Annotated in this window: 8 protein-coding genes and 1 pseudogene; 5 read left to right on the top strand and 4 right to left on the bottom strand. The window is 68.5% G+C overall.

Features of this window, described 5'->3' with window-relative positions; all coding sequences use genetic code 11:
* Positions 1–214 precede the first annotated feature (214 nt).
* The 4 genes and pseudogenes from ACIA5G_RS33480 to ACIA5G_RS33465 form a co-directional block, all read right to left on the bottom strand.
* The gene (locus ACIA5G_RS33480) at positions 215–637 is read right to left on the bottom strand and encodes a hypothetical protein (protein ID WP_395931368.1); all 423 of its coding nucleotides are present in this window, start codon (positions 635–637) and stop codon (positions 215–217) included.
* A gap of 15 nt (positions 638–652) precedes the next feature.
* Positions 653–901, bottom strand: a pseudogene (locus ACIA5G_RS33475) (recombinase family protein); the annotation flags it as partial.
* Between the two features lie 262 nt (positions 902–1,163).
* Positions 1,164–1,304 (bottom strand): hypothetical protein, encoded by a 141-nt coding sequence (locus ACIA5G_RS33470; protein ID WP_395930512.1) that lies wholly within the window; start codon positions 1,302–1,304, stop codon positions 1,164–1,166.
* 41 nt (positions 1,305–1,345) lie between these two features.
* Entirely contained in the window at positions 1,346–1,507 is a 162-nt protein-coding gene (locus ACIA5G_RS33465; RefSeq protein ID WP_395930510.1) for a hypothetical protein, read from the bottom strand.
* 527 nt (positions 1,508–2,034) lie between these two features.
* Between ACIA5G_RS33465 and ACIA5G_RS33460 the strand changes: the two genes are divergently transcribed.
* The 5 genes from ACIA5G_RS33460 (at position 2,035) to ACIA5G_RS33440 (ending at position 13,682) form a co-directional block, all read left to right on the top strand.
* Positions 2,035–5,325 carry a LamG-like jellyroll fold domain-containing protein gene (locus ACIA5G_RS33460; protein ID WP_395930508.1) on the top strand — a complete coding sequence of 1,097 codons (3,291 nt, stop codon included), beginning with the start codon at positions 2,035–2,037 and terminating at the stop codon, positions 5,323–5,325.
* Between the two features lie 45 nt (positions 5,326–5,370).
* Positions 5,371–12,114 (top strand): polymorphic toxin-type HINT domain-containing protein, encoded by a 6,744-nt coding sequence (locus tag ACIA5G_RS33455; protein WP_395930506.1) that lies wholly within the window; start codon positions 5,371–5,373, stop codon positions 12,112–12,114.
* 57 nt (positions 12,115–12,171) lie between these two features.
* Positions 12,172–12,918 carry a barstar family protein gene (locus tag ACIA5G_RS33450; protein WP_395930503.1) on the top strand — a complete coding sequence of 249 codons (747 nt, stop codon included), beginning with the start codon at positions 12,172–12,174 and terminating at the stop codon, positions 12,916–12,918.
* Positions 12,919–13,018: 100 nt separating this feature from the next.
* Positions 13,019–13,306 carry a hypothetical protein gene (locus ACIA5G_RS33445; protein ID WP_395930501.1) on the top strand — a complete coding sequence of 96 codons (288 nt, stop codon included), beginning with the start codon at positions 13,019–13,021 and terminating at the stop codon, positions 13,304–13,306.
* Between the two features lie 79 nt (positions 13,307–13,385).
* Positions 13,386–13,682, top strand: a complete 297-nt coding sequence (locus tag ACIA5G_RS33440) for an Imm53 family immunity protein (RefSeq protein WP_395930499.1) — start codon at positions 13,386–13,388, stop codon at positions 13,680–13,682.
* The last annotated feature ends 132 nt before the right edge of the window (positions 13,683–13,814 follow it).

Genomic DNA, 13,814 nt, shown 5'->3' with positions numbered 1-13,814 from the left:
ACCATCGATCGAGTATCCCGCCCGTAGCGAGGGCCCTTGGTTGTTGGGAGCCCACCACCGCGATCGGCGATGGGTCTTCTGCCAGAGCAGTGTAAGTCGCTAACCGGTGCCGTCAGTCAAGCTGCAGGTCGGTGGCAAATTTCAGGGTGGTGTTATAGATCAACTCGGTCCTCGGACACTCAATTACCCCATGGAGCCGCGCGTCGCGGCCGGGTCAGAGTAACAGCAGCTGCCCCGCGGTGGCTTCGGCTGAAGCGGTTCGTATGGGTTCCGGACGGTGAGGTTTGACTTCTCGTGTGGGACCGCCGCAGCTGATCGTCAGGCAGTTCATTCTCAGATAGCTTGCAATCGCGGGACCGTCGTCGTCGGCCGTCTGGGGTAACCGGGCGCGGAGATCGTCGAGCATGTGGTCTTCACGAACGTAGACGTTCTTGGCGAGCTGTGGTGGGCGGTTGCGGGCGCTGGTGTGGCCGTGGCGGCGGCGGTAGCCGGGGCGGCCGTTGACCCGCGAGTCCAGTCGGCGGCCGCATAGCTGACATTGCACGAGCCCCGCAAGCACGTACGTCCGGATGTCGCCGTGCTGCGTGGGTCGGGCTGCGCGTATGCCCTGGATGGCCAGGAACGTCGCCTCGTCCACGAGCGCTGGATGTGTCACCTTGTCCGACCTGGCCCGACCTCGTGCCGCCGACGGTCGGACTGGATCCCCGTGGTGGGCCGGGCTGGTTGTTTTGGCGCCGTGCCGGTTCCACACCTGCCGCCCGGTGTATCGCGGATTCTCGAGGATCCCGACCACCGTGCGGACGATCCACTCGTGCCGCGTCCGGTGCCGGTTGCGGTCCCGGTCGGCGACCGAGGGGCATGGGACGCCGCGGTCGTTCAACTCCCGCGCGAAGCCGGCCACGCTGCGCCCGGTAACGCGTTGCTGGAAGATCCACCGGACCCATGGTGCGGTGGTCGGGTCGGGTACGAGGCGGTGCAAGCGGCGGCCCCAGCTCGCGTGGGCTCGATTCGGGTGGGGGCCGGCACGGCGAGACGGTAACCGTAGGGCGGCCGGCCGCCGAGGAACCTGCCTTGAACACGGGCCTGAACGTGCATCGCAGCCAGCACCCGGTGCCGGGCCCTCAGCACCTCGCGACGTGACTGGGAGCCGAGCTGCTGCAGCATCAATGCTTGGCGCACGGGTTCTTGAGGTTCACCGGACCGTCCGCTTCGGGCAGCCACAGCTGGATACCTTGCGCTCGGAGCGCGGTCAGCACGGCGCCGAACTGGTCTCCGTAGAACGCCCGCTCGTACTCTCCGATCACGACAGCATCGAACGGACGGTTCGGGTGCTCCGCAGCTGCCATCAGTCGTGCGGCAGCGGCCGTTCGCGCCAGGGCAGCCGACGTGAACATCCTTCGTCGAAGTACTCGGCCACGATCACGCCGCGCCCTCGGATCGTCTCCTCGGCGACCTCGCGCTGCCACCCCGAGGATGTCGCCCGGTCCTGGAACTCGACGGTGGACATTCGCCCGTAGAACGCGAACCTCAGCCCGGATCTTTTGACGGCCTGCCGGCGACGACGGGCACCTGCCCGGCGCGGGGAGACTGCGCGTGTCGTGGTGGCTCTGCGAGCGGTACTGATCATCGTGCACCTCGGGTGCTTGAGGCGGGTCCGGGTCGAGGACCCGAATGGCCGTACCGTCGCTGCAGACCGTGGACTGCCCGTCTGGATGCGGCGTATCAGGTGTCCTGCGTGAGAAGAGTTCGGGCGCTGTGTCACCGAGTGAGTAGGATTGATCATAGTCCGGCTTGCTAACGCCGTTGGCTCGCTCACGATGAGCGGCGTTATTTCCCCAGGTCGGACCCGGTCTGCGACGATTAGGGTGTCCTTATTGTTGGTAAGTAACCGGCCATCGCGTAAACCTGTCTTGGTGAATCGTTGATCTGCTGCTAGAAGTTCTCGGGGATCAAGATCGGGTTCGGTCGACGCAGTCGGCCGGAGGTGGGGGAGTCTTCGTGCGCTTACTTCGTCGTGCCGTGCTGCCTGTTTTCGTGGGCAGCATCTTGGCGGCTTCGGTTTCGCCGGTCGCCGCGGCGGCCGAACCGTCCGGTGAGTCGCCGGCGGTGACCGCTGCTCTCGCTGCCGCGAAGCGGTCCGGTGCGGCAGTTGGTGTTCCCGCGGAAACCACTGAATACGCCGAGGTCTTCGCCAATCCGGACGGTACCGTGACCCGGCGGGAGAGCCTCGAGCCCCAGCGGATCAAGCGTGCCGGCTCGTGGGTTCCGATCGACCTCACGCTCACGGCGCGGCCCGACGGCACGGTGCGTCCGAATGCCGCGCCCGTCGAAGTCCGGCTTTCCGACGGCGGTGCCAATGAGATCCTCGCAGCCGCCACGAAGGGCGAGCACGAAATCGGTCTCGGGTGGTCGGGGACGCTGCCCGCGCCGAAGCTGGACGGTCCGGTCGCGACCTACGCCGAGGTCATTCCCGGCGTCGACCTCAAGGTCACCGTGACCACCAAGGGCTTCAGCGAGCACCTCGTGGTGAAGACTCCGGAAGCGGCGCGTGATCCGCAGCTGCGTGAGATCAAGTTCGGCAACCACACTCGCGGGCTGACGCCACGCAAGAGCGGCACGGGGACCCTCGAAGCGGTCGACGCGGACGGTGAGGTCGTTTTCCGTGGTGACGCTTCGAAGATGTGGGACTCGTCCGGCGGAACGACGCCGAGTGTCTCGGCGCGCTCTGCGGCGGGGCCCGAACCGGTGCAGCCGCCGAAGAAAGCGACGATGGATGTCGTCGTCACGCCGGAGACGACCGTGGTCAAGCCCGACACCGCCTTTCTCACCGACCCCGCCCGGGTCTTCCCCGTGGTGATCGACCCGGAGTACTTCTGGCCAGGCGCCAAGCAGAACCACGTCGTGGTCCAGGAACCGTGGCCGGAAGAACACAACTTCAACAAGACCGACGGAGACCTGGGCGACTTGAAGGCGGGCTACCAGAGCGGGTACCGGTCGCGGTCCTACTTCAGCGTCGATGTCTCGGCGATGCGTGGGAAGGTCGTCCACCGCGCGACCATGCGGACGCGGGTCGTGCACTCCTACTCCTGCAACGGCGGACCGACCGAGCTGTGGCGCACCGGCGGCATCGGCTGGGGCACGACCTGGAACGCCCAGCCCGGCTGGGAGGTCAACCTCGGCGGGATCGGCAAGTCCAACAACGCCAAGTACTGCCCGACCGACGGTGCGGCCGAGGTGCGCATCGATGACACCGCGCGCCAGGCCGCGAACGGCGGTTGGACCACCCTGACCTTCATGCTCAAGGCCGCCAACGAGGGGCAGCAGAACGACTGGCGGCGGTTCGCGCTGGACCCGGTGATCGACTACGTCTACAACTCCGTGCCGGGGTTGCCCGCGAACCTGGGCATGGAAGGCGGCCAGATCCCGTGCGCGTCCGGCGACGCCCGGCCGTTCGTCTTCACCCCGACGCCGCGGCTGCGCGGCCGGGTGTCCGATCCGGACGGCGGCATGCTCACTGCCCGGTTCTCGCTCCACAAGGGGAAGCTCGGCGCCAGCAGCGAAGTGTGGTGGACGACGACGTCGAACATCCCGTCCGGTTCGTTCGCGGAGGTGACCGTGCCGTCCGGGGTGGTGACTGGCGAAGGTGTCTACAACTGGTCGATGTACGCCAGCGACGGCGGCAGCAACTCGGTGTGGGTGGGCAACTGCGAGTTCGAAGTGGACAAGACCCCGCCCGGCACACCGACGGTGACGTCCACGGACTACCCCGTCGGCGGTGACGTCGCTTCCGGGGGCATCGGCCAGACCGGCGCTTTCACGGTGACGGCGAACAATCCGGACGTGCGGCAGTTCCTGTGGTCGGTGACCGACCAGCAGAACGACGATCCGAAGGAGCCGGTGAACGCCGATCGTCTCGGCGGCAGCGGGGTGTTCCGCTGGACTCCGGCCACCGATGGCCCGCAGACGGTCTTCGTGCGTGCCGTCGACCGCGCCGGCAACCTGTCGCCGATCGCCAAGTACTCGATCCTGGTCCGTGGTGGTGATCCGCTGACCGGCAACCTGAAGGGGCACTGGAAGCTCGACGGCGACCTCACCGACACGTCCGGCGAAAACCGGTCGCTCACCTCTTCCGGCGGCGCGGACGCCACGGCGCCCGGCTACCTCGGCAACGCCGCCGCGCTCGGAACGGGCAAACGCCTCTCCGCGACGGGCCCGGCCGTCGACACGGCCAAGAGCTTCTCGGTGTCCGCTTGGGTGCGGCTGGACCAGGTCGGGGCCTGGCCGTCGGCGGTATCGCTGGACGGCAAGCGCACCAGCGGGTTCCAGCTGCAGGCCTCACCCGAGGGCAAGTGGTCCCTGGCGATGTTCGGGTCCGATGTGGATGGTGGAGGAGCACCGCACTCCCGCGCCATCTCGGCGGAGTCCGTGCAGCCGGGCGTCTGGACGCACCTGACCGGCGTCTACGACCAGGCCGTGGGCAAGCTGCGCCTCTACGTCAACGGCGCGCCGGCCGCCGAGATCGCACACACCAGCTCCTGGACGGCGAGCGGGGACGTGCAGGTCGGCGCGGCGCTGTGGAACGGCAGCCGGGTCGACTACTTCCCGGGCGCGGTCGACGACGTCCGGCTCTACCAGCGGGTGCTCGTCGGCAGCGAAGCCGCGGCGCTGGCGAACGAATCGGTGCTCAGGGCGCACTACAAGCTCGCCGAAGGCACCGGGACGACGACCAAGGACACGGTCAGCGGGCGCGACGCGACCTTCCAGGGCTCGGCCGCCTGGACCCAGGCGGACGGCAAGCCCGCGGCGAAGTTCACCGGGATGCCCGACACGGGGTACGGCTCGGTCGAAGCGCCACGGCCGGACCTGCGCACCGACCGGTCGTACACGGTGTCGGCCTTCGTGCGGATGGACACCGCCGACGAGGCGCCGCGCACCGCCGTCAGCCTCCGCGACACCCGGTTCTCGCCGTTCATGCTGCAGTACCGGCCCGAGGTCGGGAAGTGGTGCTTCCTGATGTCGCTCGGCGCGAACCAGGAGGGTGGCTGGTGGGTGCCCGCCGAGGCCGACGTCGTCACGCAGCGGTGGGTGCACCTGACCGGCGTCTACGATCTGGCCGCGAAGGAAGCCCGGATCTACGTCAACGGCCGGTTCGCCGGCCGTCTCGGCGGTGTCGCGGGCTGGAACGGAACCGGCGGGCTGATGTTCGGCGGCAGCCGCTGGGTCGGCCGGGACGTCGATCCGTTCAACGGCGCGGTCCGCGCGGTGCGGGTCTACTCCGGCACCTTGACCGACAACCAGATCCGGCAACTGCCCGTGCAGGACTGACCGCCCCCTTCATTCCCCCTTCGCGACCCGAATCTGGAGTTCGGCATGTCCGGAAGACGTTTCGTGCCCAACCTCGCCCTCGTCCTGGCCGCGGTCATGGCCACGACGACGGTGCAGGCCGTCCCCGCCGCGGCCGACGAGCCCAGCTTCGTCCACCTGCCGGACCTGCAGCAGGAGAAGTCCGTCCCCGGCGGGCCGGTGCCGGTTCGTCCGCTGCCGGTGAACGCCGTCGATCAAGCGGCCGCCCGCCCGCGGGCGGAAGTGAAGTGGCCCGGCGCGGCGAAGGGGGAGACGACGGCGCCCGCCGCGGCGGCTCGCTCGACCGCGGTATCGGAATTCCGGAAAGCCGGCACGCTGCCGGTCGCGGTGGCCGTCGACGCCCCGGGGGCCTTGGCGCGCTCTGCCGCGCCTGCCGCCGAGGTAAAGGTCCGGGTCGAGACACTCGACCAGAGCCGTGCGGAGAAGGCGGGCGTCACCGGCCTGGTGCTGGCGGTCGAGGACGCCGGGGGCGCGGCCGGGCGCTCGATGTCGGTCCGGGTCGACTACCGCGGCTTCGAATCGGCCTTCGGCGGGGACTACGGTTCGCGGCTCAAGCTGGTGCAGCTGCCGGAATGCGCGGCGCGGACGCCCGAACGTCCCGAGTGCCGCACGGCGACGCCGGTGGAGACGGTCAACGACGCGGCCGCGCGGACCGTCACCGCCAAGGTCACGCTGCCCGCCGAGCAGCAGGCCTCGGAGTCCCGGGTCATGCTGGCCGCCGCGGCGGCGCCGTCCGGCGCGGGAGGCTCGTTCGAGGCCACCGGGCTGTCCCCGGCGGGCTCCTGGTCGGCCGGCGGCTCGAGTGGTGACTTCACCTACTCCGTGCCGCTGCGAGTGCCGCCGCCCAACGCCGGCGTGGCCCCAAAACTGGGGCTCGGCTACTCCTCCGGCACGGTGGACGGCCGCACCAGCGCGACCAACAACCAGGCCGCGGCCCCCGGCGACGGCTGGGAGCTGTCCGCGGGCGGCTTCATCGAACGTCGCTACAAAGCCTGCGCGGACGACCTCGGCGGCAGCCAGGGCCAGCGCAAGACCGGCGACCTGTGCTGGGCCACCGACAACGCAGTGCTGAGCCTCAACGGCGTCTCGGCGGAACTCGTCCTCAAGGACGCCAAGGCAGGCCTGTGGGTACCCAAGCACGACGACGGATCCCGGATCGAGCACCTCACCGGCGCCACCAACGGCGACGACAACGGTGAGCACTGGAAGATCACCAGCAGCAACGGCACCCAGTACTTCCTCGGCCTCAACCGGCTGCCCGGCTGGAGCGACGGCAAGCCGGAGACGCGCTCGACCTACACCGTGCCGGTGTTCGGCAACAACTCCGGCGAGCCGTGCGCCAAGGCCGCGTTCGCCGACTCGTGGTGCCAGCAGGGCTACCGCTGGAACCTCGACTACGTCGTCGACCCGAACGGCAACGCGACGACGTACTACTACGAGCCCGAGACGAACTTCTACGGCCGGGACATGGCCGCGGACAAGCAGACTTCCTACGTCGCCGCGGGCCAGCTCCGCCGTGTCGAGTACGGCCTGCGCTCGACCGCGTTGTTCGCGCCCGCGCCCTCGCGCGTGTGGTTCGACACCGCCGAGCGGTGCCTGCCGACGAGCACCTTCGCCTGCAACGCCGACCAGCTGACCAAGGACACGGCGAAGAACTGGCCGGATGTGCCGTTCGACCGGATCTGCAAGGCCGGCGAGAAGTGCGACAACCGGACCTCGCCCGCGTTCTTCAGCCGCAAGCGCCTGGTCAAGGTGCTCACCCAGATCCGCCGCGACGACGTCACCGGTGACGCGCAGTGGCGTGACGTCGACGCGTGGACATTGCGGCACCAGTTCCCGGACACCGGCGACGCGCTGTCACCGGCCCTGTGGCTCGCGGGCATCACCCACACCGGCCTGGCCGGCGGCACCGAAGCCCTGCCCGAAATGGTGTTCCACGGTCTGTCGATGCCGAACCGCGTCTCGACCGGCGACGGCCTGCCGCCGATCACGCGCTACCGCATCGAGCGGGTCCAGAACGAGGCCGGCGGCATCACCGAGGTCAAGTACTCCGACCGCGAATGCGTCTGGGGCTCGGCGATGCCGGCCAGCCCCGAGAGCAACGGCAAACTGTGCTTCCCGAGCTGGTGGCTGCCGGAGCACGGCTACGACGCGGTCCTGGGCTGGTTCCACAAGTACGTCGTCAAGGCGATCACCGAGGACGACCGGACCGGCGGCTCGGCGCTGAAGAAAACCGCCTACGACTACCTCGGCGACGCCGCATGGCACTTCGACGACGCCGAGTTCAGCGAGCCGAAGCACCGGACCTGGTCCCAGTGGCGCGGGTTCGGCGAGGTCCGCACGACCACTGGCGAACCCGGCACCACGCAGACGGTGACGGTCGAACGGTTCCTGCGCGGCATGGACGGCGACCGGCTGCCGAGCGGAACCCGCTCGGTCCAGGTTGCCCCCTCCGAAGGCGCCAAGGTCACCGACGCCGAGGCACTGGCCGGGTTCACCTTGGAGTCCCAGTCCTACGAGGGCGGCAAGCTCGTCTCATCGTCGGTCAAGGTGCCGTGGCTGCACGGCCCGACGGCGACCGCGGGCGACGACAAGTCGTACATGACGAACGTCGAGACCACGCGCGGGCGCACGCTGCTCGGTGACGGGACCTGGCGGCGCACCGAGGTCAAGAACTCCTTCGACGGCCACGGCAACGTCGTCCAGGTCGACGACTCCGGCGACCTCGCGGTCACCGGTGACGAAACCTGCGCGCGCACCGAGTTCGCGGCGAACGACACCGCGTGGATCCAGGACCGCCCGTCGGGCGTGCGTACCGTCGCGCTCCCGTGCTCGGCCGACGAGAACACCCCGGGCAAGCTGATCGGCAAGGTGCGTCAGAGCTACGACGGACTCGCCGCGGGTACCGCGCCCACCAAGGGCAACCTGACCGCGACCGAGCGCTGGACCGGCACGGACTGGCAGCTGACGCAGGGGACGACCTACGACGACCTCGGCCGGCCGGTCAAGGTGGTCAACTCCGCCGGCGACGAAGTCACGTCGGCCTACGAGCCGGGTCCGGAGTTCGGCGTCCGCAAGGTCACCAAGACCGACCCGCTGGGCTACCAGTCGGTGACCACGATGGACCCGGCGCACGGGCTCACGACGTCCGATGTGGACATCAGCGGCCGCCGCGCCGACATGGAGTACGACGCGCTCGGCCGGCTCGCCCGTGCCTGGGCGCCCGGGCAGTCCAAAGCGGACAAGAAGGACCCGACCAGCAAGTTCGGCTACCGCTACCGGACCGACGCGCCGACCGTCGTCACCACGAGCTCGCTGCGCGAGAACGGCGGCTACACGACGTCGTACACGCTGTACGACGGCATGCTCCGCGAACGCCAGACGCAGCTGCCCGCCGTCGCCGGCGGCCGGATCGTCAACGACTGGTTCTACGACTCCCGCGGCCTGCAGGCCAAGGTCAACGGCTCGTACTACAACGACCAGCCCGCGGGCGAGGCACTGCTCGGCGTGCTGGACAACGCCGTGCCGAACCAGACGGTCACGGAGTTCGACGCGCAACAGCGCGAGACCGCGGTGATCTTCCGCAAGCTCGACGTCGAGCAGTGGCGGACGAGCTTCGGCTACGCGGCCGACCGCGTGACGACGGTGCCGCCGGCGGGCGGGACCACCACGACGGTCATCCGCGACGTCCACGGCAACGCTGTCGAGAAGCGGCAATACCACAGCCGTGAGGCAGCTGGGGACTACGACTCGACGAAGTACCGGTTCGACGTGCGAGGCCTGATGACCGACGTCGTCGGGCCGGATGGCGCGAAGTGGACCTACGAGTACGACCTGCTCGGCCGCAAGTCCGTCGACCACGATCCGGATGCCGGCGAGCGGCACTACACCTACACGGCACTCGACCAGCTCGAGACGTCGACGGACGCCCGTGGGGTCCGCCTCCGGACCGAGTACGACAAGCTCGGCCGTCAGGTGGCGCAGTACGAGCGGCCGGGCGCGGAGGCGCCCGAGGCCAAGGTGGCCACCTGGTCCTACGACAAGGTCAAGCGCGGGACGGTGGACGCGGCTACGCGGCACGCCGGCGGCAAGGACTATACGAAGAAGGTCACCGCCTACGACGCGGCGAATCGGCCCACCGAGACCGAGGTCGTCATCCCCGACGGCGAGGGCAAGCTGACCGGCAGCTACGCGTTCAGCACGTCCTACGACGCGAACACCGGCCAGGTGATCTCCCGCACCCAGCCGGGCGCGGGCGGGCTCGACCCCGAGCTGATCAGCTACTACTACAACGACCTCGGGCTGCCCACCGAAACCCAGGGCGCCGATACCTACGTTCCGGAGCACCTGTACTCGAAGTATGGGGAGACGCTGCGGCTGACGCTGGGCTCGGGCAGCAAGAAGGTCTACACCTCGATGTTCTACGAGGAGGGCACGCGGCGCCTGGCCGGTGTCGACGTCCAGCGCAACCTCGAGAGCGGGGCGTACCTGGCCAAGCGCAGCTACGGCTACGACCCGGCGGGCAACATCACGAGGCTGGCGGACACCCCGCCAGGCGCGGTCGGGGACGTGCAGTGCTTCGGCTACGACTACCTCAAGCGGATGACCGGTGCGTTCACCCCGAAGAGCGGGAACTGCGGCGAGCAGCCGTCGGTCGCCGGACTGGGCGGGACGGCACCGTACTGGCGCGAGTACGCCTACGACAAGGGCGGCAACCGCATCTCCGACGTCGAGCACACGGCGGCGGGGGACAGCACGCGGACCTACGCCTACGGCGGCCCGGACGGCGCCCAGCCGCACACGCTCCGGACCGTCACCCAGACCGGGCCGGCGGGCACGGCGAAGGACGAGTTCGCCTACGACCCCACGGGCAACACGACGAGCCGGAAGGTGTCGGGTTCGTCGCAAACCCTCGAGTGGGACGCGAGCGGGCGTCTTGCGAAGCTCGAGGAGCACGACGGGCGCAAGACCTCGTTCGTCTACGACGCCGACGGCGGCCGGCTCATCAAGCGCGAATCCGGCACCACGACGCTGTACCTCGACGGCATGGAACTGGTCGTGCGCAACGCGACCCGGGAGTTGACCGCACGGCGGTATTACGACCACGGTGGCTCCGACGTCGCGGTGCGGACTTCCGGCCCGGGTGGTGGTTTGTCGTGGCTGCTGGGTGATCACCAGGGCACGGCGTCGATGACGATCAACGCGTCCACTTTGGAGGCGAAGACGCGGCAGGCCGATCCCTTCGGCAACCCGAGGGGGAAGCAGCCGGCGTCCTGGTCCGACGACAAGGGTTTCGTCGGCGGCACGAAGGACGACAGCGGCCTGACCCACCTGGGTGCCCGCGAGTACGACCCGGTCACCGGCCGGTTCGCTTCGGCCGACCCGGTGCTGGATTTCGCCGACCCGCAGCAGCTCAACGGGTACGCCTACGGCAACAACTCGCCGGTGACGAACTCGGACCCGAACGGGCTGTACTGGAAGACCGTCTCGGTGGCCAAGCGAACTTCGGTGACGACGTTCGTCTGGGCGCTCTACATCGTCGGGCTGTTCATGCCGGTCGTGATGCTGGTGGCAGTGACTTATTGGGTTGTGCAGGTCTTCTACTACCGGATATGGATCGACCCGCCTTGGGCGGGCGGCGGTGGTGCGGGCGCGGGTGACGCCAAACAGCAGGCACTGAAGGAGGCGGGCCTCAGTCAAGCCGAGTACGAGGAAGCCAAGAAGGCGGCGGCGGACAAGCGCAGCTGGATCGACGTGGCGATCCAGGTCGGTGGTGACATCCTGCAGGAGATCATCGGCGTGAAGGGCGTCGTCGACAACTGCATCAAGGACTTCAACCTGGCCGGCTGCGCCTGGGAAATCCTGACGTCGCTGCCATGGGGCAAGGTGCTCAAGGGCGGCAAGATCGTCGACAAGATCGTGTCGGCGTTCAAGGACACGCTGACGTGGATGCGTCGCCGCGACAAGGCGGCAGCGGATCTGCGGCGGGTCGAGCAGGCCGAGGAGCGCCTGTCGAAGGTGACGGGGTGCAACAGCTTCGCGCCGGGCACGCTGGTGCTGATGGCCGACGGGAGCCGTCGTCCGATCGAAGAGATCCGGCTTGGCGACCGGGTGCTGGCCACAGACGTTTCGACGGGCCGTACTACGTCCCGCGAGGTGGTCGCGACGATCATCGGGCAGGGGTGGAAGCACCTTGTCCGCATCACGGTGGCGGGCCAGGCCCCGATCGTGGCGACCGATGGTCACCCGTTCTGGGTGCCTTCGCAGCGTGGCTGGGTGGACGCGGAAGACCTGCGGGCCGGCGACGACCTGCTGGTGGCGGGCGGGACCGCGGTGACGGTTTCGGCGGTCCGCGAGCTGACTCGGCCGGCGCGGGTCCACAACCTGTCGGTGGACGCAGACCACACCTTCTATGTCGAGGCCGGAGAGCGTCCGGTGCTCGTCCACAACGACAATTGCCCGAAGGGCAAGTTGTCCGACCCCCTGCCCAAGGGCATGAACAACAAGATCGCCTCTGCCTACGACGATGTGAAAGCCGGAAAGCTGACGTCGCATGACACCTACTCGGGACGCGAGTACCCGTGGTGGGGCGGAGCCAAGGAATACCGGGTTCCCGGCCGTCCCGAGACCGACCGGATCCTGGAGAAGGAGCTCTCCGACGGCTCGAAGGTGTACGGCTGGACGTCGACCCACTATGACAAGATCCAACGGTTCAGCGCGCCACACTTCCCTGATTCGGGCTGGAACTGAGGAGTCGGCAGCGGTCGTGCGCGTCCAGCGGTGACGGGAAGGGGAAGGTGGAGCCAGGTGGAGTCCGTTGAGAGTGGTGCGCTGTACCGCCTGGTCGACGGGAGCGGGGGCAACCTGCTCGTCGAGGCCGAAGAGCTGGACGGTTTCTTCGTCTCTCCGGGCGACGACTCGTCGGAAGTCGCGTTCTTACGGGCGCGCCTCGGTGAGAGACCTCCGCGGCGGGTGGAGGACGTGGTCCTCGAGGTAGTGAACACACAGCGCGAAAGGATAGGTGAGTACCTCGTCGGAGGGGTGACTTTCGGTGACTCCGGTACGGCGGACGCGCGGGGCGAAGTTCCCCGCGTTTCGTTCCGGCACTTCGGCGACCGGTGTGAGTATCCGGAGGCAGCCGGGATTTGGCTGCGGTGGGCGTCGGGACGGCCACTGCGGACGGGCGAGTGGCTTCAACGCCCGGCCGGCCACCACCAGGCTTGGCTGCACGTCGTGCGGAACTCGTGGTTCGCCACCGGTCACGGTGCTGTCAGGTACGGGAACGCGGAGGTGATGACCCTCGACGGTGCATCGACTGTGACGAAGGCCGGCTTTTACTGTGCTTTGGGCGAAGCTGCCAACGGCCCGGGGGGCTACTTCGGTTCGAATCTCGACGCACTCGCCGACTGCCTCCGCTCGAGCCCGGTAGGGACGCGACCGGCCAGGCTCTTGTGGAAAGACTTCTCCTCCTCCGAAGAGGCGCTGGGGAAGCAGTTCGTGAGCGCGATCACGGCTGTTTTGGGTGAGTTCGGCGTGGTCGTCGAGGTTCGATGACTCCGGACGACATGGGTGAGGACAGCAGGGGCGGTTTGCCCGCCGCACTGTCCCGGTCGAGTTCTTCGAGTCCCGAACCGCCGCCCACGTCTCCGGTGAGATGGTCGACGTGAGGCCGGGCGACTTGCTCGCCTCGGAGGAGATCGCGCTGCTGGAGTGGGGTGGTCCTGCCCGGTGTAGTGACGAGCTCGCGGTCGGCATGGGGTTCGCGGGTCTCGATGACCTGATCGACCAGTGTGAACGGCTGCGAGCCGCGTTGAGGGCGGGGAGTCCGTTGGCCCCGGTCGACTGGGCTCGGGTGCTGGTCGCGGCGGAGATCGTCTTCGTCAGTGATCTGGCGGGTACGGGGTGCGAGTGGCGACGACGACCGGGCTTGACGATGTGGTGACGCTCCGGACTTTGCGTGGAATCCAGCGGAAGTTGGGGAAAGTGGTTCGCGCGTACTACGGGAAACCGCCGAGCGAGGCATGACAGAAGAGATCCTGTGGTTGAGTGAGTGGTTCTCGAGTCAATGCGACGGCGACTGGGAGCACGAGTTCGGCGTCCGGCTCGAGACGCTGGACAATCCGGGTTGGAGGCTGCTCGTCGACATCGTGGGCACCGGTGTGGAGGGCCGAGTGCTGCCGAGGTCGAAGGTGGACCTTGGAGCGGGTCGTTGGCTCTGGACGTCGGCTGACGGGAAAAGTTACGAAGGGTCCTGTGACGTGCGGTCGCTGCGTGAGTTGGTCGCTGCGTTCCGGGGGTTCGTGTCGTCTCTTGGGTGAGGAACGGTCAGGACCGAGCAGGCGAGTGGTATGCGATGCGCCGCGTTCCGGTGAACCGAAGTCAACGCTCCGGCGTACGAGGCGCTGGTCACGCTGTTGCGGGCGACTGAGCTCGACGCGGCCATCGGGCGC

The organism is Amycolatopsis sp. NPDC051758 (assembly GCF_044453095.1).
Classification (GTDB): domain Bacteria; phylum Actinomycetota; class Actinomycetes; order Mycobacteriales; family Pseudonocardiaceae; genus Amycolatopsis.
The sequence above is the reverse complement of the archived record's forward strand: the minus strand, read 5'-3'. Positions and strand labels throughout refer to the sequence as shown.